Annotated in this window: 17 protein-coding genes; 10 read left to right on the top strand and 7 right to left on the bottom strand. The window is 71.6% G+C overall.

The genetic code is table 11. From position 1 onward, the window contains the following. Positions 1–3 precede the first annotated feature (3 nt). From LJ657_RS35190 to LJ657_RS35165, 6 genes are all read left to right on the top strand, one after another. Positions 4–315 (top strand): urease subunit beta, encoded by a 312-nt coding sequence (locus LJ657_RS35190; RefSeq protein WP_232652969.1) that lies wholly within the window; start codon positions 4–6, stop codon positions 313–315. After that, entirely contained in the window at positions 308–2,029 is a 1,722-nt protein-coding gene (locus tag LJ657_RS35185) for an urease subunit alpha (RefSeq protein ID WP_232652968.1), read from the top strand. The genes LJ657_RS35190 and LJ657_RS35185 overlap by 8 nt, the downstream gene beginning before the upstream one ends. Before the next feature lie 37 nt (positions 2,030–2,066). Then, entirely contained in the window at positions 2,067–2,741 is a 675-nt protein-coding gene (locus LJ657_RS35180; protein ID WP_232653011.1) for an urease accessory protein UreF, read from the top strand. 145 nt (positions 2,742–2,886) lie between these two features. Beyond that, positions 2,887–3,564: an urease accessory protein UreG gene (gene ureG, locus LJ657_RS35175; RefSeq protein ID WP_232652967.1), complete on the top strand. Its 678-nt coding sequence runs from the start codon at positions 2,887–2,889 to the stop codon at positions 3,562–3,564. Beyond that, the gene (locus tag LJ657_RS35170; protein ID WP_232652966.1) at positions 3,552–4,319 is read left to right on the top strand and encodes an urease accessory protein UreD; all 768 of its coding nucleotides are present in this window, start codon (positions 3,552–3,554) and stop codon (positions 4,317–4,319) included. The genes ureG and LJ657_RS35170 overlap by 13 nt, the downstream gene beginning before the upstream one ends. A gap of 139 nt (positions 4,320–4,458) precedes the next feature. Next, a complete protein-coding gene (locus LJ657_RS35165) occupies positions 4,459–6,054 on the top strand; it encodes an alpha/beta hydrolase (RefSeq protein WP_372488014.1) in 1,596 nt (531 codons plus the stop codon). Positions 6,055–6,122: 68 nt separating this feature from the next. On the opposite strand, the gene LJ657_RS35160 is transcribed toward LJ657_RS35165, so the two are convergent. The 6 genes from LJ657_RS35160 to LJ657_RS35135 form a co-directional block, all read right to left on the bottom strand. Further along, the gene (locus tag LJ657_RS35160) at positions 6,123–6,854 is read right to left on the bottom strand and encodes a lysophospholipid acyltransferase family protein (protein WP_232652964.1); all 732 of its coding nucleotides are present in this window, start codon (positions 6,852–6,854) and stop codon (positions 6,123–6,125) included. A 260-nt stretch (positions 6,855–7,114) separates the two neighbouring features. Next, positions 7,115–8,344: a PP2C family protein-serine/threonine phosphatase gene (locus tag LJ657_RS35155; protein ID WP_232652963.1), complete on the bottom strand. Its 1,230-nt coding sequence runs from the start codon at positions 8,342–8,344 to the stop codon at positions 7,115–7,117. A 69-nt stretch (positions 8,345–8,413) separates the two neighbouring features. Next, on the bottom strand, positions 8,414–10,876 hold the full coding sequence (locus LJ657_RS35150) for a SpoIIE family protein phosphatase (protein ID WP_232652962.1): 2,463 nt from the start codon (positions 10,874–10,876) through the stop codon (positions 8,414–8,416). Between the two features lie 120 nt (positions 10,877–10,996). After that, positions 10,997–12,217 (bottom strand): ornithine--oxo-acid transaminase, encoded by a 1,221-nt coding sequence (gene rocD, locus LJ657_RS35145; protein WP_232652961.1) that lies wholly within the window; start codon positions 12,215–12,217, stop codon positions 10,997–10,999. After that, positions 12,214–13,026, bottom strand: coding sequence for a dimethylargininase (gene ddaH / locus LJ657_RS35140; RefSeq protein WP_232652960.1), 813 nt, complete (start codon positions 13,024–13,026; stop codon positions 12,214–12,216). Before ddaH ends, rocD begins: the two co-directional genes overlap by 4 nt. A 154-nt stretch (positions 13,027–13,180) precedes the next feature. Continuing rightward, a complete protein-coding gene (locus LJ657_RS35135; protein WP_232652959.1) occupies positions 13,181–13,666 on the bottom strand; it encodes an Lrp/AsnC family transcriptional regulator in 486 nt (161 codons plus the stop codon). 78 nt (positions 13,667–13,744) lie between these two features. Between LJ657_RS35135 and LJ657_RS35130 the strand changes: the two genes are divergently transcribed. The 4 genes from LJ657_RS35130 to LJ657_RS35115 all read left to right on the top strand — a co-directional run bounded on the left by LJ657_RS35130 (position 13,745) and on the right by LJ657_RS35115 (position 17,937). Next, the gene (locus LJ657_RS35130) at positions 13,745–14,497 is read left to right on the top strand and encodes a LytR/AlgR family response regulator transcription factor (RefSeq protein ID WP_232652958.1); all 753 of its coding nucleotides are present in this window, start codon (positions 13,745–13,747) and stop codon (positions 14,495–14,497) included. A 2-nt stretch (positions 14,498–14,499) separates the two neighbouring features. Continuing rightward, on the top strand, positions 14,500–14,898 hold the full coding sequence (locus LJ657_RS35125) for a hypothetical protein (protein ID WP_232652957.1): 399 nt from the start codon (positions 14,500–14,502) through the stop codon (positions 14,896–14,898). Then, positions 14,895–16,610: a sodium/solute symporter gene (locus LJ657_RS35120; RefSeq protein ID WP_232652956.1), complete on the top strand. Its 1,716-nt coding sequence runs from the start codon at positions 14,895–14,897 to the stop codon at positions 16,608–16,610. The genes LJ657_RS35125 and LJ657_RS35120 overlap by 4 nt, the downstream gene beginning before the upstream one ends. A 121-nt stretch (positions 16,611–16,731) precedes the next feature. After that, positions 16,732–17,937, top strand: a complete 1,206-nt coding sequence (locus LJ657_RS35115; protein WP_232652955.1) for a sensor histidine kinase — start codon at positions 16,732–16,734, stop codon at positions 17,935–17,937. A 21-nt stretch (positions 17,938–17,958) separates the two neighbouring features. On the opposite strand, the gene LJ657_RS35110 is transcribed toward LJ657_RS35115, so the two are convergent. Then, positions 17,959–18,129, bottom strand: a complete 171-nt coding sequence (locus LJ657_RS35110) for a hypothetical protein (protein ID WP_030928253.1) — start codon at positions 18,127–18,129, stop codon at positions 17,959–17,961. Positions 18,130–18,140 lie beyond the last annotated feature (11 nt).

Here is an 18,140-nt window from a genome sequence, read left to right as displayed (position 1 = left end):
CCGATGATTCCCGGCGAGATGCTGTTCGCGGACGGGCCCGTTGTGTACAACGACGGCCGCGAGGTCACCCGGCTGACCGTCCTCAACTCCGCCGACCGGCCCGTCCAGGTCGGCTCCCACTACCACTTCGCCGAGGCCAACCCCGGCCTGGACTTCGACCGCGCCGCCGCCCGCGGCAAGCGGCTCAACATCGCCGCGGGTACGGCCGTGCGCTTCGAGCCCGGGATCCCCGCCGACGTCGAACTCGTCCCGCTCGCCGGCGCCCGTGTGGTGCCCGGGCTGCGCGGGGAGACCGGAGGTGCCCTCGATGCCTGAGATCTCGCGTGCCGCGTACGCCGACCTGTTCGGCCCCACCACCGGCGACCGCATCCGGCTCGCCGACACCGACCTGATCGTCGAGATCGAGGAGGACCGTTCCGGCGGGCCCGGACTCGCCGGCGACGAGGCCGTGTTCGGCGGCGGCAAGGTCATCCGCGAATCCATGGGCCAGTCGCGTGCCACGCGAGCGGAGGGCACCCCGGACACCGTCATCACCGGCGCGGTGATCATCGACCACTGGGGGATCGTCAAGGCCGACGTCGGCATCCGCGACGGCCGGATCACCGGCATCGGCAAGGCCGGCAACCCCGACACCATGGACGGCGTCCACCCGGACCTGGTGATCGGCCCCGAGACCGAGGTCATCGCGGGCAACGGGCGGATCCTGACCGCCGGCGCCATCGACGCACACGTCCACTTCATCTGCCCGCAGATCGCCGACGAGGCGCTGTCCGCAGGCATCACCACGCTGGTGGGCGGCGGCACCGGACCGGCCGAGGGCTCCAAGGCGACCACGGTGACGCCCGGCCCCTGGCACCTCGCGCGGATGCTGGAGGCGATGGAGCAGTACCCGCTCAACATCGGCTTCCTCGGCAAGGGCAACACCGTCTCGCACGAGGCGATGCTGTCGCAGATCCGCGGCGGGGCGCTGGGCCTGAAGCTGCACGAGGACTGGGGCTCCACGCCCGCCGTCATCGACGCCTCGCTGACCGTGGCGGACCGGACGGGTATCCAGGTCGCCATTCACACGGACACCTTGAACGAGGCCGGGTTCGTCGGCGACACCCTTGCGGCGATCGCCGGGCGCGGCATCCACGCCTACCACACCGAGGGCGCGGGCGGCGGGCACGCGCCGGACATCATGACCGTCGTCTCCGAGCCGCACGTACTGCCGAGTTCGACGAACCCGACGCGGCCGTACACCGTGAACACCGCCGAGGAACACCTCGACATGCTGATGGTGTGCCACCACCTCAACCCGGCGGTGCCGGAGGACCTGGCGTTCGCCGAGTCGCGGATCCGGCCGTCCACCATCGGGGCGGAGGACATCCTGCACGACCTGGGCGCCATCTCGATCATTTCGTCGGACGCCCAGGCGATGGGGCGCGTCGGCGAGGTCGTCATGCGGACCTGGCAGACCGCGCACGTGATGAAGCGGCGTCGCGGAGCGCTGCCGGGTGACGGGCGGGCCGACAACCGGCGGGTACGGCGGTACGTGGCCAAGTACACGATCAATCCGGCGCTCGCGCAGGGGCTTGCGCGGGAGGTCGGGTCGGTGGAGACCGGCAAGCTCGCCGATCTCGTGCTGTGGGAGCCCGCGTTCTTCGGGGTCAAGCCGCATCTCGTCGTCAAGGGCGGGCAGATCGCCTACGCGCAGATGGGCGACGCCAACGCGTCGATCCCGACGCCGCAGCCGATCCTGCCGCGGCCGATGTACGGGGCGATCGGGCGGGCGCCTGCCTCGAACTCCTTCAACTTCGTGGCGCCGCTCGCCATCGAGGACGGGCTGCCGGAGCGGCTCTCGCTCGGGAAGCGGTTCGTCGCGATCGAGTCGACGCGCGGGGTGACCAAGGCCGACATGCGGGAGAACGACGCGCGGCCCCGGGTACAGGTCGATCCCGACAGTTTCGCCGTGCACATCGACGGGGAGCTGGTCGAGGCGACGCCCGCTGCCGAACTGCCCATGGCCCAGCGGTACTTCCTGTTCTGATGACTCTTCCGGTGACTCTTCTGACGGCGTGGTCGTGATGTCGAGGGCAGCTCTTCTCGTTCTGGCCGACGGGCGCTTTCCCGCCGGAGGGCATGCGCATTCCGGCGGGGCCGAGGCGGCCGTGAAAGCCGGGCGGATCACTGGGGCCGCGAGCCTTGAGGCCTTCTGCCGGGGGCGGCTGCACACGGCGGGGCTGGTCTCGGCCTCGCTCGCGGCCGCTGCCGTACTCGGTGTGGATCCCGCGGCGTTGGACGCGGCCGCGGATGCGCGGACACCGTCGCCCGCGTTGCGGATCGCCGGGCGGAAGCTGGGGAGGCAGCTGATGCGGGCCGCCCGGGCCACCTGGCCCTTGGGTGAACTCGAAGCTCTGGCACGGGAGTTCCCCAAGGGGGCGCATCAGCCGGTGGTGCTCGGGCTTGCCGCTCGGGCTGCGGGGTTGGAGGCCGTGGATGCGGCCTACTGCGCGGCGTACGAGAGTGTGAGCGGGCCGGCGAGTGCGACGGTGCGGTTGTTGAGCCTTGATCCGTTCGATGCGACGGGGGTGCTGGCTCGGGTGGCACCGGAGGTGGATCGTGTCGCGGATCGGGCGGTCGAGGCGGCGCGGCGTGTCGTCGACGGCGGGGTTGATGCCTTGCCTGCGGCTTCCGCGCCGTTGCTGGAGATCTCTGCGGAGGTGCATGCCGCCTGGGCTGTGCGGCTGTTCGCGTCGTAGGGGGAGTCTCGCCCCCGCCGCCCCTTCCCGTTCCCGACCCTGGGGGCTTTGCCCCCAGACCCCCTTATCGGCCTGAACGGCCTCGTCCTCAAACGCCGGACGGGCTGGAGGGCGCCGGACGGGCTGACATCTTGGAGCCATAGTCATGCATCTGGAACACCACCACGACGGTCCCGGTGCCGTCAGTGCCGACGCTCGCCGGCCCGACGGTGCGCGGCGCGCGCTGCGGATCGGGCTCGGGGGGCCCGTGGGGTCCGGCAAGACCGCCACCGTCGCGGCGCTGTGCCGGGCCCTGCGCGACGAGCTTTCCCTCGCCGTCGTCACCAATGACATCTACACCCGCGAGGACGCCGAATTCCTGCTCCGCGAAGCGGTGTTGCCGCCCGAGCGGATCACCGCCGTGGAGACGGGGGCCTGTCCGCACACCGCGATCCGGGACGACATCTCCGCCAACCTGGAGGCGGTGGAGGATCTGGAGGACGAGGTCGGGCCGCTGGATCTGATCCTGGTCGAGTCCGGTGGGGACAATCTCACCGCGACCTTCTCCAAGGGGCTCGTCGACGCCCAGATCTTTGTCATCGATGTGGCGGGTGGTGACGACATTCCCAGGAAGGGCGGGCCGGGGGTGACCACGGCCGATCTGCTCGTCGTCAACAAGACCGACCTCGCGCCGTACGTCGGCTCCGATCTGGAGCGGATGGCCGCCGACGCCAAGGCTCAGCGGGCCGAACTGCCCGTCGTCTTCCAGTCGCTCAGGAGCGAGGCCGGGGTGGCGGACGTCGCCGGCTGGGTGCGGGCGCAGCTCGCCGCGTGGACGGCGTGACCATGAGCGGGGTGCGGGCCACCGCTCGGATCGTCGCCAGGGACGACGGGAGGGGCGGTACGGCCCTGCCCGTGCTGGAGGGGGACGGGCCGATCGCCCTGCGGCGGACACGGGGCAGTGGTGCCGAGGCGCGGGTCATGCTCGTCGGGGCGATGAGCGGGCCGCTCGGCGGGGACGAGTTCGCCGTCGAGGCCGAGGTGGAAAGCGGGGCCCGGCTGCGGGTCGGGTCGTCCGCCGCCACCATCGCGCTGCCCGGGCAGGCGAAGGGGGAGGCACGCTACGACGTGCGGCTCCACGTCGGCGACGGCGGTGAACTGGAATGGCTGCCCGAGCAGTTGATCTCCGCGCAGGGGAGCGATCTGTATGTCAGGACCAGAGTGGAGCTCGGCGGCACCGCTCGGCTCGTGCTGCGCGAGGAGCAGGTGCTCGGACGGGTCGGGGAGCAACCCGGGCGGCTGAGCAGTCGTCTTACGGTGTGTGTCGAGGGGCGGGCGCTCCTCGACCAGGAGCTGGCCTGCGGGCCCGGAGCCCCGGGCGGGTGGGACGGTCCGGCCGTGCTGGGCGGGCATCGCGCCGTGGGGCAACTGGTCGTCGTACGGCCCGAGTTCGGGATGGAGCCCATGGCGGCCCGGGTGGTGGGGGAGGGTGCCGTGGTCATGCCGCTCGCGGGGCCCGCCGTGCTCGTCAGTGCCGTGGCGGCCGATGCCCTGCGGTTGCGGCGACTGCTGGACGAGGCGCTCGCCGCCGTAGCGTGAGTTTCCGATGAGCGGGACAGGCTCACCGTTTATCGGATTGGTAAAGAAGGTCAACGCCCCCTGTTCTCGGCATGTACACAGCCGAAAGGATCGCCCCTGACAATCGCAATGACGTTGGGGGAGGTCCCACTTGAGGGATATGAGACGAAAGAAGCGGGCCACCGCGCTCGGCTCGGCCGGAGTGCTCGCCGCGGCCACGCTGATAGCCGGTGCCGTCGCGGCGCCGAGTGCCAGCGCGACCGCGGGCTCCCGGCCCGGGCAGGACCGCGAGGCCCGCGGTGCCGCCATCGCGGCCGAGCGCGCCGCGAAGGCCGGCATCGACTGGCAGGACTGCCCCGCCGACTGGGGGTTCGCCAAGCCCATCCAGTGCGGGTACGTCAGCGTCCCGCTCGACTACGCCAGGCCGTACGGCAAGCAGATCAGGCTCGCCGTCGACCGCATCGGCAACACGGGGACCAAGGAGGAGCGCCAGGGCGCCCTCGTCTACAACCCGGGCGGCCCCGGCGCGTCCGGTATGCGCTTCCCGACGCGGGTCACCAACAAGAACCCGATCTGGGCCAACGTGGCCAAGGCGTACGACTTCGTGGGCTTCGACCCGCGCGGTGTCGGCCACTCCGCGCCCATCTCCTGCATTGACCCGCAGGAGTTCGTGAAGGCCCCCAAGGCCGACCCGGTGCCGGACTCCGAGGCCGACAAGCTGGCGCAGCGCAAGCTGGCCGCCGAGTACGCCAAGGGCTGCGCCGAGCGCAGCGGCAAGGCGATGCTCCAGCAGATGACCACGCCCAACACGGTGCGCGACCTGGACGTCATCCGTGCCGCGCTCGGTGAGAAGAAGCTCAACTACCTGGGCGTCTCCTACGGCACCTACATCGGCGCCGTCTACGGCACCATGTTCCCGGGCCACCTGCGCCGCATGATCGTGGACAGCGTCGTCAACCCGTCGCGGGAGAAGATCTGGTACCAGGCCAACCTGGACCAGGACGTCGCCTTCGAGGGCCGCTGGAAGGACTGGGAGGACTGGGTCGCCGCCAACGACGCCGCCTTCCACCTCGGCACCACGCGCGACGCGGTCCAGGCGAAGTGGCTCGAACTGCGCGCCACCGCCAAGAAGAGCCCCCTCGGCGGGGTCGTCGGCCCGGCCGAGCTGATCTCCTTCTTCCAGAGCGCCCCGTACTACGACTCCTCGTGGGTGCCGGTCGCCACCGCGTTCAGCAAGTACTTCGCCGGCGACACCAAGGCGCTCGTCGACGCGGCCGCCCCGGACATGTCCAACACCGCGGGCAACATCTCCTCGGAGAACGGCAACGCCGTCTACACGGCGGTCGAGTGCACGGACGCCAAGTGGCCCACCAGCTGGAAGAAGTGGGACAGGGACAACACCGAGCTCAACAAGAACTACCCGTTCATGACCTGGGCCAACGCCTGGATGAACCTGCCGTGCGCCACCTGGCCGGTCAAGCAGCAGAGCCCGGTGAACGTCAGGACCCACAAGGGTCTGCCGCCGGTCATGATCGTGCAGTCCACCCGTGACGCCGCCACCCCGTACGACGGCGCCGTCGAACTGCACCACCGCTTCAAGGGCTCCCGCCTGATCACCGAGAAGGACGCGGGCTCGCACGGTGTGACCGGCCTGGTCAACCCGTGCATCAACCAGAAGGTGGACGACTACCTCCTGAGCGGCAAGCTGGACGCCGCGGACGTGACCTGCACCCCGCACGCCACGCCCAAGCCGTAACCGGCAGTCGCACGAGGTGAGGGGCGGCCGGAACACTCCGGCCGCCCCTTCCTCGTGCTCGACCCCTGCTACCCCAGCGGCATCCGCGGGAAGCGGCGCTCCTTCTCCGCGGCGCCTGCCGCCTCCGTCTGCTGCGCCTTGACGACGGCCGCGTACTCGTCGACGTACTCCTGCTCGGACAGCGACAGGATGGCGTACATGATCTCGTCGGTGATGGCGCGCAGGATGGCCTTCTCGTTCTCCATGCCCTCATAGCGGGAGAAGTCGAGGGGCTTGCCGAAGCGGATGACGACGGGGTGGACGTTCGGGATGACCTTGCCGGGAGGCTGTGCCTCGAAGGTGCCGATCATCGCGCAGGGGATGACGGGCACCTGGGCCTTCAGCGCCATGACCGCGACGCCGACCTTGCCCTTGTAGAGGCGGCCGTCGTGCGAGCGCGTGCCCTCCGGGTAGATGCCGAGCAGTTCGTCCTTGCGCAGCACGCCGAGGCCTTCGCGGATGGCGGCCTGGCCCGCTTCCTTGCCGGTGCGGTCGACCGGGATCTGCCCGGCGCTGCGGAAGAAGGTCGCGGTGAGGCGGCCCTTGATGCCGGGACCCGTGAAGTACTCCTTCTTCGCGAGGAAGGTGATGCGGCGCTTGAGGATCGCCGGCATCAGGAAGTGGTCCGAGAAGGAGAGATGGTTGCCGGCGACGATCGCCGGACCTTCGGCCGGTACGTGTTCGAGGCCTTCGATGCGAGGCCGGAAGACCAGTCTCAGCAGAGGTCCCAGCAACACGTATTTGAGCACATAGTAGAACAAAAGGTCGCTCCTCACTCCGGCGGATCGCCCGTGCCGCCGCGTTCCAGCAGGTCAACCGGCGTGTTGTGGGGCCGCCAGTCTATGTGCAGGCGCAGTTCGCCGGAACACGGCGGACGCCGCGTCGCGCGGGTGGGGACAACTGCCGCACCAGCCTCCAGTTACCGATCGGTAGACAGCAACCTGATCAGGATTCATGGCGTGATCACGCTCAACTGCTGGCGCACGCCCGGCCCTTGCGGCGCGCCGCCCCGTCTGCTCGCTCACAGCCGCACGATGACCAGGGCGGTGTCGTCGGTGGCGCCCCCGGGCGGCAGCAGCTCCAGCAGCACCGCGTCCGCCAGTCGTTCCGGGTCCTCCGTGCGGTGGCGGGCGAGGGAGTCGGCGAGGCGGGCCAGGCCGGTGTCGATGTCCTCGCGTCTGCGTTCGATCAGGCCGTCGGTGTACAGGACGAGGGTGGCGCCCTCGTCGTACCGCGTGCAGGCCTCGGGTCTGGGGATCGGGTCGGGACGGGCGTCGAGCGGCGGGTCGGTGGCCTGGTCGAGGAACTCGATGAGGCCGTCGGCGTGGGCGAGGAGCGGCGGGGGGTGCCCGGCGCTGCTGTAGGTGATGGTGTGCTCGTCGAAGTCGATGAACGTCGTGACGGCGGTGGCGGATTCGGCGCCGTCGACCACGTTCGCATACCGGCCCAGGACGTTCAGCGCCTCGGCCGGGCCCTCGGCGACCCGGGAGGCGGCGCTCAGGGCGCTGCGCAGCTGGCCCATCACCCCGGCGGCCGCCAGACCGTGCCCGACCACGTCTCCCACCGCCACGCCGATGCGATGGCCGCCCACCAGGTCGACCAGGTCGTACCAGTCCCCGCACACGTTGAGCGAGCCGACGGCGGGCCGGTAGCGCACGGCGGCGTGCTGGTGGCCGGCCTGCCGGCGGGCGGGCAGCATCGCCTCCTGGAGTGCGATGGCCACCTCGCGCTCGCGGGCGTGGGCCTGCCGCAGCCGGTCGTTGAGCTCCTGCAGTTCCCGCGCGCGGGTGTACAGCTCGGCCTCGAACACCCGGGCCCGGCTGCTGCGCGGGCTGCCCCGGGCCTTGATCAGCTCGGTGACCTCCTCGACGCGGTGCACGAGCAGCACCACCTTGCCGTCCGGACCGAGCACCGGCGCGTTGACCGGGCTCCAGTAGCGCTCCTCCCACTCGCCCGGCCGGTCAGGGTTCTCGACGTCGTAGCGCTGCAGGGCCATGGCATCGCGCTCGCCGGTCTCCAGTACCCGCTGCAGCGAGGCTGCCAGATTGCGCATGCCGGAGGCGGTGGAGTCTTTCGGGTTGTCGGGGAAGACGTCGAACAGATAGCGGCCGACCACCTGCTCGCGGGTGCGGCGGGAATTCCGCAGGAACTCCTCGTTGGCGTCGGCGTACACCAGCTCGGGCGTCAGCAGCGCCACCATTCCCGGCAGGCACTGGAAGACTGCCGCGTAGTCGATCGCCCCATCGTTCATGGCTGCCGCCTCACCGCCGGGTTCACGCCATTTTCCCACGTGATGCGACGTATGTGCGGTATCGGTGTGTCAGGCCGGGGGATCCGTCAGGGACTGCTCGGCCCAGATGACCTTCCCCTCGGGGACGAAACGAGTCCCCCACCGCTGGGTGAACTGGGAGACCAGCAGCAGCCCGCGGCCGCCCTCGTCGGTGGTGCGCGGATGGCGCAGATGAGGGGCGGTGGCGCCGCCGTCGGAGACCTCGCAGATCAGGGCGCTCTCCCTGATCAGGCGGAGCCGGATGGGCCCCTCGGCGTACCGGATGGCGTTGGTCACCAGCTCGCTGACCACTAGTTCCGTGGTGAAGGCCAGCTCCTCCAGGCCCCACTCGGCCAGCTGCCGGGCGGCCTCCTTGCGGGCGTCGGCGACGATGGCCGGGTCGGCGGGCAGGTCCCAGTCGGCTACCTGGTCGGCGCCGAGCAGCCTGGTGTGGGCCATCAGCAGAGCCACGTCGTCGTCCGGGCGGTCCGGCATCAGCGCGTCGACCACGGCCCGGCAGCGCAGGTCGAGCGAGGGCGCGAGCCGCTCCAGGGCCCGGCGCAGCCGGTCGCGGCCCGCGTCGACGGGCCGGTCGTCGTCCTCGCGGGCCAGCAGCCCGTCGGTGTGCAGGGCGAGCGTGCTGCCCTCGGCGAGGGCCAGCTCCACCGCCTCGAAGGGCCGCCCGCCGACACCGAGCGGCGGCCCCTGCGGCAGGTCCACGAAGCTGACGCTGCCGTCGGGCAGGACGACGGCGGGCGCCGGATGGCCCGCGGCGGCCATCGTGCACTGCCCGTCGACGGGGTCGTAGACGACGTAGACACAGCCGGCCCCCGCGACCTGTGCGTCGACGGTCTCCGGAGTGCCCGGTTCGCCGCCCTCCTCACGGCCGCTCCGCGCGACCAGGTCGTCCAGATGCCCGAGCACCTCCTCGGGCGGCAGATCCAGCGCCGCCAGGGTGCGTACGGCGGTCCGCAGGCGCCCCATGGCCGCGGCGGCGTCGATGCCGTGCCCCGGTACCTCACCCACGACGAGGGCGACGCGGGCGCCCGACAGCGGGATGAGGTCGTACCAGTCGCCGCCCAGGCCGGTCAGCTCGTCGGCCGGCCGGTAGCAGGCGGCCACCTCCACCGCGTTCTGCTCGGGCAGCCGGCGGGGGAGCAGGCTGCGCTGCAGCACCAGCGCCGCAGTGCGTTCGCGGGCGTAGCGGCGGGCGTTGTCCACGCAGACCGCCGCCCGCGAGACCAGGTCCTCGGCCAGGCTGAGGTCGTCCTTGTCGAAGGGCTCCTGACGCCGGCGCCGGAAGAACGTGGTGATGCCCAGCGTGACGCCCCGCGCGCGGATCGGCACGATCATCACGGTGTGCAGCCCCAGTTCCAGGAACGTGGCCGTCCGGTCGGCGGGCAGGTCGGTGGCCCACTCCCTGGCCAGGGGGTCGAGCCGCTCCTCGCGCCAGGACAGTCCGCCGGCCAGGCAGCGGACCGGCGGCGATCCGGGCAGGTAGGCGGCCACCGCGCCGATCTCGACGACGGCCTCGGGGACGCCGGGGTTCACCGACTGGTGTCCGGCCCGCCGCAGGGGCACCGCCTCCGTGGGGCTGAGCGGTCCGGCCGGAGGCTCCGCGCCGCGCAGCACCCACTCCAGCAGGTCGACGCAGACGAAGTCGGCGCAGCCCGGCACGGCCACGTCGGCCAGCTCCTGAGCGGTCCGCACGATGTCCAGGCTGCGGCCGATCTGCTCGCCGGCCCGGTCGAGCAGGGCCAGCCGCTGCCGGGCGCGGTGCCGCTCGGTGATGTCGACGACCGTGTAGTAGACCCCCATCGGGTGGCCGTGGTCGTCATCGAGGCGGGTGAACGACATCATGTGCGCCGTCTCCCGCATCGGTGCGGAGCGCACATGGCCGACGTGCTCGTACCCGACCACCGGCTGCCCGGTCTCCAGCACGCGCCGCATCTGCGTCTCGATGCCCTCGGAGTCGATGCCCGGCTGGATCTCCGCCAGCCGCCGCCCGAGCCGCTCCCCGGGGGAGCCGCCGCCGAACCGCTCCAGGGCCGCGTTCGACCAGACGCACCGCAGATTCGCGTCCACGACCGCTATGCCGACGGGGGAGCCGGTCACCATCTGCTCCAGCACCGCACGGCTCATGTCCCAGCCGCGTGCCCCGGCCATGTCGGAGAGCAGCACCAGCCAGTGCGCCCCGCCGCCGGGCCCCACCGCCGGAGTGATCCGGACCATCACCCGGACCTGGTGCCCGTCCTTGTGCCGGGCGGTCAGCAGTCCCGCCCAGCCGCCGTCCCGGCGGCACCGCTCGGCCACCTCGGGCACCCGTGCGGCGTCCTCCACGGCCAGCAGGCCGGTCACCGGGGTGCCGACCACCTCGGAGGCGGTGTAGTCCAGCAGCCGCCGGGCGTCCCGGGTCCAGCTGGTCACCACGCCCTGGGCGTCGAGCAGCAGAGGCGCGGCATCGGCCACGTCGAACCGCTGCCGGGCAAGGTCCTGCTCCTCGTCAGTGCCCACGGCCGACCTCTCTGTCGCTGAGAGTGGTCTACCACCTCTTGTCCCCATCTTCACCCTCCGGGCAACCGGTGAGGACGCAGAGAAAAGTGGGGGGCGGCATCCGGCCGCCCCCCACCCCGGTCAGGAACCCAGGACCTTCTCCAGCGCCCCGAGCGCCGACCGCAGCTCCTCACCGGTGATCGTCAGGGGCGGCGCCAGCCGGATGGTGGAGCCATGGGTGTCCTTGACCAGAACCCCCTCGCGCTGGAGGCGTTCGCTGATCTCACGGCCGGTGCCGATGGCCGGGTCGACGTCGACGCCCGCCCACAGGCCGCGGGCGCGGAAGCCGGCGACGCCCTTGCCGACCAGGGCGGCCAGGCCACCGCGCAGGACCACGCCCAGCTCGGCGGCCCGGCGCTGGTACTCGCCCGTCTCCAGCAGCTCCACCACGGCCGTGCCGACCGCGGCGGCCAGCGGGTTGCCGCCGAACGTGGAGCCGTGTTCGCCCGGACGCAGCACGCCGAGCACGTCCCGGCGGGCGACCACCGCGGAGACCGGGACGATGCCGCCGCCCAGCGCCTTGCCCAGCAGCAGGACGTCCGGGACGACCGACTCGTGCTCGACGGCGAGGGTGCGCCCGGTGCGGCCGAGGCCCGACTGGATCTCGTCCGCGATGAACAGGCAGCCCTTGCGGCGGGTCAGCTCGCGTACGCCGGTCAGGTAGCCGTCGTCCGGGATGACGACACCCGCCTCGCCCTGGATGGGTTCGATCAGCACCGCGGCCGTGGTCTCGTCGACCGCCGCCTCCAGCGCCGCCAGGTCGTTGTACGGCACGATCCGGAAGCCAGGGGTGAAGGGGCCGAAGCCCGCCCGCGCCGTCTCGTCCGTGGAGAAGCTGACGATCGTCGTCGTACGGCCGTGGAAGTTCTCCGCCGCGACCACGATCGTCGCCTGGTCGGCCGGGACGCCCTTGACCTCGTACGCCCACTTGCGGGCCACCTTGATACCGGACTCGACCGCCTCGGCGCCCGTGTTCATCGGCAGCACCATGTCGAGACCTGTCAGCCCGGCAAGCCGCTCGGCGAACTCGGCCAGCCTGTCGTTGTGGAAGGCCCGGGAGGTGAGGGTGAGGCGGTCCAGCTGGTCGTGGGCCGCCTGGACGAGCGCCGGGTGGCGGTGACCGAAGTTGAGGGCCGAGTAGCCGGCCAGCATGTCGAGGTAGCGACGGCCCTCGACGTCCTCCACCCAGGTGCCCTCGGCACGGGCGACGACCACGGGCAGCGGGTGGTAGTTGTGCGCCAGGACCGGTTCCTCGGCGCGGATCAGCTCGGCGGACGAACGCGTGGTCACGGGAGCGGTCATGAACGGATCTCCTGAGTGCAGCACTTGATGCCGCCGCCTGCCTTGCGGAACTCGGACAGGTCGACGGGCACGGGGACATAGCCGCGGTCGGCGAGGGTGGTGGCGAGGGACTCGGCCTGGGGCGCGATGAAGACGTTGCGTCCGTCGGAGACGGAGTTGAGGCCGAAGGCCAGCGCGTCGTCCAGGGTGGCGAGCACCGCGTCCGGATACAGGCGCGCCAGCACCTCCCGGCTGCCCGGCGAGAACGCCTCCGGGTAGTAGGAGACGTTGTCGTCGTCCAGGACGAACAGCGCCGTGTCCAGGTGGTAGAAGCGCGGGTCCACCAACGTCAGGCTGATCACCGGGTGGCCGAAGAACTCCTGCACCTCGCGGTGCGCCTCGCGGGTCGTACGGAACCCGGTGCCGGCCAGCACGTACCGGCCCGTCCAGACCAGGTCGCCCTCGCCCTCGCAGACGGCCTCGGGACGGTGGACGTCGAAACCGGCCGCCTTGAACCACGTGTCGTAGTGCGTGGACTCCGGGCGCCGCTCGGGCGCGTGGAAGAGGGCGCCGAAGACGCGGCCGTCCACGACGACCGCCGAGTTCGCGGCGAAGACCATGTCCGGGAGACCGGGTGCCGGCTCCACGACGTCGACGGTGTGACCGTGGGCCCGGTAGGCGGACATCAGCGCCTGCCACTGCTCCTGGGCCAGGTCCACGTCGACGCGGACATCGGGTTGCATCCAGGGGTTGATCGCGTACTGCACGGCGAAGTGTCTGGGTTCGCAGACGAGGAAGCGCCGCCGGCGCGGCACACGGGAGTCGGACACAGAGGGGTTCCTCCGCTTCCTGCGGTGTCGAGGGTGGGTTGACACCAAGGTAGGAAGTGACGGAGGTGGTCGACAAGGAACGAGAATTGCGTGTCCGCGCAGGAATGCTGCGTCTTGAGCCGGTTCTGCGCAGTGCTGCTGCGCGTTCGGACGTTTATTCGGGGGCGGGCTGGGTGGCGCCCGCCTCCGGGCTCTCCGGGAGCAGATGGGACAGCACCATCACGCTGATCGTTTTCCGGATGAAGGGTTCGATGCGGATCCGCTCCAGCACCTCCTCGAAGTGGTCCACGTCCCTCGCCCGCACGTGCAGCAGCGCGTCCGCGCCGCCGGTCACCGTCATCGCCGCCGTGATCTCCGGATGGTTGCGGACCACCTCCGCGAGGCGCCGCGGCGGGGCCGCGCCCTCGCAGTAGACCTCGACGTACGCCTCCGTGCGCCAGCCCAGCGCCGCCGGCTGCACCGTGGCCGTGAACCCGGTGATCACGCCCGTGTCGCGCAGCCGGTCCACCCGCCGTTTGACCGCCGTGGACGACAGCCCGACAGCCGCACCGATCTCGGCGAAGCTCGTCCTGGCGTTCGCCATCAACGCGGTGATGATCTTCCGGTCGAGCCCGTCGAAGGGGGCCGTCCTGCTGTTCATGCCGGCACTGTATCCAGCGGGGACGTCCACACCTCGGCGCATGTCCACACGTGCGGATTCCACCTACACTCCGGGTTCATGCTGCGCGCCCTCGCCGTCGACGACGAACGCCCCTCGCTGGAGGAACTGCTGTACCTGCTGAACGCGGACCCCCGCATCGGCAGCGCGGAGGGCGCAGGCGACGCGACCGAGGCGCTGCGCCGCATCAACCGCGCGCTGCAGTCCGGTCCGGGCGGGCCGGAGGCCATCGACGTCGTCTTCCTCGACATCCAGATGCCCGGTCTCGACGGCCTCGACCTGGCCCGGCTGCTGACCGGGTTCGCCAAGCCGCCGCTGGTCGTGTTCGTCACCGCCCACGAGGACTTCGCCGTGCAGGCCTTCGACCTCAAGGCCGTCGACTACGTCCTCAAACCGGTCCGCAAGGAACGCCTCGCGGAGGCGATCCGCCGGGCCGCCGAGCTCACCGGTGCCGCCGCTCCGCGCATCCCCGTGCACGAGCCCGACCCCGACCACATACCGGTCGAACTCGGCGGCGTCACGCGCTTCGTCGCCGTCGACGACATCACCCACGTCGAGGCCCAGGGCGACTACGCCCGCCTGCACACCGACAAGGGCAGCCACCTCGTACGGATCCCGCTGTCCACCCTGGAGGAACGCTGGCGCTCCCGCGGCTTCGTCCGCATCCACCGCCGCCACCTGGTCGCCCTGCGCCACGTCGGCGAACTCCGTCTGGACGCGGGCACGGTGAGTGTCGTGGTCGGCGCCGAGGAGCTCCAGGTCAGCCGCCGGCACGCGCGCGAACTGCGGGACCTGCTGATGAGGAGGCCATAACCGTGCCCAGCCAGGACCCCGCCGAGCGCCGCGTCGTCGTCACCGGCCCGCCCCGCCGCACCCTCCCCCACGCTCGGCTTCGGTCGCGCGGGCGGTACCCCCATGCGTCCGGCTACTACCGCGCGCGCACCGAGATCGACGAGCAGACCACCCTCGGCCACACCTACGTCCGCTCCCTCATGCGCACCCAACTACGCGCCGCCCTCGCGGTGTTCGCGTTCCTCGGTCTGCTGATCGGCCCGCTGCCCCTGGTCTTCGCCGCCACACCCGGCGCCCGCCGCCTGGAATGGGTGATCCTCGGCTTCTGCCTCTACGCCCCGATGGTCCTGCTCGCCCTGTGGTACGTCCGGCGCGCCGAGCGCAACGAACGGGACTTCGTGCGACTCGTAGAAGACCGATGAACTCGGGTTACGCCGTCCCGGCAGTGGCCCTGGTGGTCGTGGCGACCGTCCTGGTCGGCGCCTTCGGCCTGCGCATCTCCCGTACCACCTCCGACTTCTACGTCGCCTCCCGCACCGTCGGCCCCCGCCTCAACGCGGCCGCCATCAGCGGCGAGTACCTCTCCGCCGCGTCCTTCCTGGGCATCGCGGGACTGGTCCTGGTCCAGGGGCCCGACATGCTCTGGTACCCGGTCGGCTACACCGCCGGTTATCTGGTCCTGCTCCTGTTCGTCGCCGCCCCGCTGCGCCGCTCCGGCGCCTACACGCTGCCCGACTTCGCCGAGGCCCGGCTGGCCTCGCATGCGGTACGGCGGCTGGCCGGGGCCTTCGTCGTCGGCGTCGGCTGGCTGTATCTGCTGCCCCAACTCCAGGGCGCCGGGCTGACGTTGACGGTTCTGACCGGTGCGCCCGGCTCGCTCGGCGGGCTGATCGTGGCCGTCGTCGTGGTCGCCACCGTCGCCGCCGGCGGGATGCGCAGCATCACCTTCGTGCAGGCCTTCCAGTACTGGCTCAAGCTCACCGCCCTGCTGGTGCCCGCCCTGTTCCTGGTGCTCGCCTGGCAGGGCGACGGCGCGCCCCGCCACGCCTTCGAGGAGCCGGCGACCTTCCGTGAGCAGCGCGACGTACGCGTCGACGACAGCCTCGACCTGAAACTGGACCGGCCGCTGACGGTCACCGTGACCGGCACGGTCGACGGCCGCACCCACGACGCCGGGCGGATCCGACTCCCCTCCGGCACCCACCACATCGAGCGAGGCACCCGGCTGGCCTTCGCCAAGGGCACCACCGTCCCGGCCGCCGACCGCGGCACCAACGGCGGTATGTCGACCTCGCTGGCCGCGAGCCGCGAGGAACGCCCGCTGTACGCCACCTACGGGCTGATCCTTGCCACGTTCCTCGGCACCATGGGCCTGCCTCACGTCGTCGTCCGCTTCTACACCAGTCCGCACGGCGTCGCCGCCCGCCGCACCACCGTGGCCGTGCTCGGCCTGATCGGCGCCTTCTACCTCCTGCCGCCCCTGTACGGCGCCCTCGGCCGCCTCTACACCCCCGAACTCACCCTCACCGGCGACGCGGACGCCACCGTCCTGCTGCTGCCCGACCGCATGATCGGCGGCGTGGGCGGCGACCTGCTGGGCGCACTGGTGGCGGGCGGCGCCTTCGCCGCGTTCCTGTCCACGGCGTCCGGGCTGACCCTGGCCGTCGCGGGGGTGCTCACCCAGGACGTCCTGCCGACGCGGGGCGTACGGCACTTCCGCCTCGGCACCGTGCTGTCGATGGCCGTGCCGCTCGCCGCCAGCGTCCTCGTCGGCGGACTTCCGGTCGCCGATGCCGTCGGCCTGGCCTTCGCCGTGTCCGCGTCCTCCTTCTGCCCGCTGCTCGTCCTCGGCATCTGGTGGCGCAGGCTGACCCCGCCGGGCGCGGCCGCAGGCATGCTGATCGGCGGCGGTTCGGCGTTCGTCGCGGTGGCCGCGACGATGGCGGGCTTCCCGGGCACGGGCCCGCTGCACGCCTTGCTGGCCTGGCCCGCCCTCTGGTCGGTGCCGCTGGGCTTCCTCACCATGGTGCTGGTGTCGTTGGCGACGCCGGGACGGGTGCCGACGGGAACGGAGGCGATCCTGGCTCGGTTCCATCTGCCGGAGGAGCTGAGCGCTCCGCTGAGAGCGCGATGATGCGTCTGCGGGCCGGTAGGGGCCGGTCGCGCCCGCCCGGTGGAGCCGCACATCGATACCGCCCCGCGCCCTGCGGGGCGCGGCACAGCGCCGGAGAAGCACCGCGCGCGGAGGTGAGGGCATGAGCGGATTCCTCGCCGGACTGTGCGTGGCCGTCCTGCCGTTGCTGGCCGCCGGGTTCTGGATCGGTCGGCGCACGGCCCGCCCGGCAAGCCTCGGCGATCTCGGCACCCCCGTGGAGCACGCCACCTTCCAGACCCTGCACACCGCCTCCCTGGCCGCACCGCCGCTGCGGGCCGGACTGACGGAGGAGACCGCCCGCAAGTCCGCCCGCCGGCTGCGCACCCTCCTCGGCACGGACGCCCTGTGCCTGACGGACCAGAAGGAGGTCCTGGTCTGGGACGGCGTCGGCGGCCACCACCGCGGCGAGATCATGGAACGCCTCGCCGGACCGCTGGAGACCGGCCGCGGCGAGGCCTTCCACCTCAAGTGCCCCGACCCGGACTGCCAGGTGCGCTGGGCGGTCGTCGCCCCGCTCACCGTCGACGACCGCGTGCACGGCGCGCTGGTCGCCTGCGCACCCCGCGAGTCCGCCGTCCTCGTCCGGGCAGCCGGCGAGGTCGCCCGCTGGGTGAGCGTCCAACTGGAGCTGGCCGACCTCGACCAGTCCCGCACCCGCCTGATCGAGGCCGAGATCAAGGCCCTGAGGGCCCAGATCTCCCCGCACTTCATCTTCAACTCGCTCGCCGTGATAGCGAGCTTCGTCCGCACCGACCCCGAACGCGCCCGCGAACTCCTGCTGGAGTTCGCCGACTTCACCCGATACTCGTTCCGCAGGCACGGTGACTTCACCACCCTCGCCGACGAACTCCACGCCATCGACCACTACTTGGCGCTGGTCCGGGCACGCTTCGGCGACCGCCTCTCCGTCACCCTGCAGATCGCCCCCGAGGTCCTGCCGGTCGCCCTGCCGTTCCTCTGTCTGCAGCCGCTCGTCGAGAACGCCGTCAAGCACGGCCTGGAGGGGAAAACCGACAAGAGCCACATCAGCATCACCGCGCAGGATGCCGGCGCCGAGGCCCTGGTCGTCATCGAGGACGACGGCGCCGGGATGGACCCCGCCCTGCTCCGCCGTATCCTGGCCGGCGAGGTCAGCCCCTCGGGCGGCATCGGACTGTCCAACGTCGACGACCGCCTCCGCCAGGTCTACGGCGACGACTACGGACTCGTCATCGAGACCGCCGTGGGAGCAGGCATGAAGATCACCGCCCGGCTGCCCAAATACCAGCCCGGGGTGCACTCGGCCGGCCGGCTGAGCGAGGAGTGAACGGCACGTGGTGCGGATGCGTCACGTGCTGCGGGAGGCGACCATCCCGAGGGTGAGCAGACCCAGCACGACCCAGCCGAACCACAGCCAGCCGTTGGAGCCGAGAGCCACCGTGTAGGCGGTCACCACCACGAGGCCGCCGACGGTGATCGCCCCCATCGCCTTCGTAGAACCGTCCGTAGAACCGGGCATCGCAACACCCT

The organism is Streptomyces guryensis, assembly GCF_021261325.1.
Classification (GTDB): Bacteria; Actinomycetota; Actinomycetes; order Streptomycetales; family Streptomycetaceae; genus Streptomyces; species Streptomyces guryensis.
Note: the sequence above shows the minus strand (reverse complement) of the source record. Positions and strands in the feature narration are given on the sequence as shown.

Excerpts from the sequence above, each read along its gene's own strand:
- LJ657_RS35185 (WP_232652968.1), top strand. The coding sequence starts at position 308 with ATGCCTGAGATCTCGCGTGCCGCGTACGCCGACCTGTTCGGCCCCACC.
- LJ657_RS35120 (WP_232652956.1), top strand. The coding sequence starts at position 14,895 with ATGAACTCGGGTTACGCCGTCCCGGCAGTGGCCCTGGTGGTCGTGGCG.
- LJ657_RS35135 (WP_232652959.1), bottom strand. The coding sequence starts at position 13,666 with ATGAACAGCAGGACGGCCCCCTTCGACGGGCTCGACCGGAAGATCATC.
- rocD (WP_232652961.1), bottom strand. The coding sequence starts at position 12,217 with ATGACCGCTCCCGTGACCACGCGTTCGTCCGCCGAGCTGATCCGCGCC.
- LJ657_RS35165 (WP_372488014.1), top strand. The coding sequence starts at position 4,459 with ATGAGACGAAAGAAGCGGGCCACCGCGCTCGGCTCGGCCGGAGTGCTC.
- LJ657_RS35180 (WP_232653011.1), top strand. The coding sequence starts at position 2,067 with ATGTCGAGGGCAGCTCTTCTCGTTCTGGCCGACGGGCGCTTTCCCGCC.
- LJ657_RS35155 (WP_232652963.1), bottom strand. The coding sequence starts at position 8,344 with ATGAACGATGGGGCGATCGACTACGCGGCAGTCTTCCAGTGCCTGCCG.
- LJ657_RS35115 (WP_232652955.1), top strand. The coding sequence starts at position 16,732 with ATGAGCGGATTCCTCGCCGGACTGTGCGTGGCCGTCCTGCCGTTGCTG.
- LJ657_RS35110 (WP_030928253.1), bottom strand. The coding sequence starts at position 18,129 with ATGCCCGGTTCTACGGACGGTTCTACGAAGGCGATGGGGGCGATCACC.
- LJ657_RS35130 (WP_232652958.1), top strand. The coding sequence starts at position 13,745 with ATGCTGCGCGCCCTCGCCGTCGACGACGAACGCCCCTCGCTGGAGGAA.
- LJ657_RS35190 (WP_232652969.1), top strand. The coding sequence starts at position 4 with ATGATTCCCGGCGAGATGCTGTTCGCGGACGGGCCCGTTGTGTACAAC.
- ureG (WP_232652967.1), top strand. The coding sequence starts at position 2,887 with ATGCATCTGGAACACCACCACGACGGTCCCGGTGCCGTCAGTGCCGAC.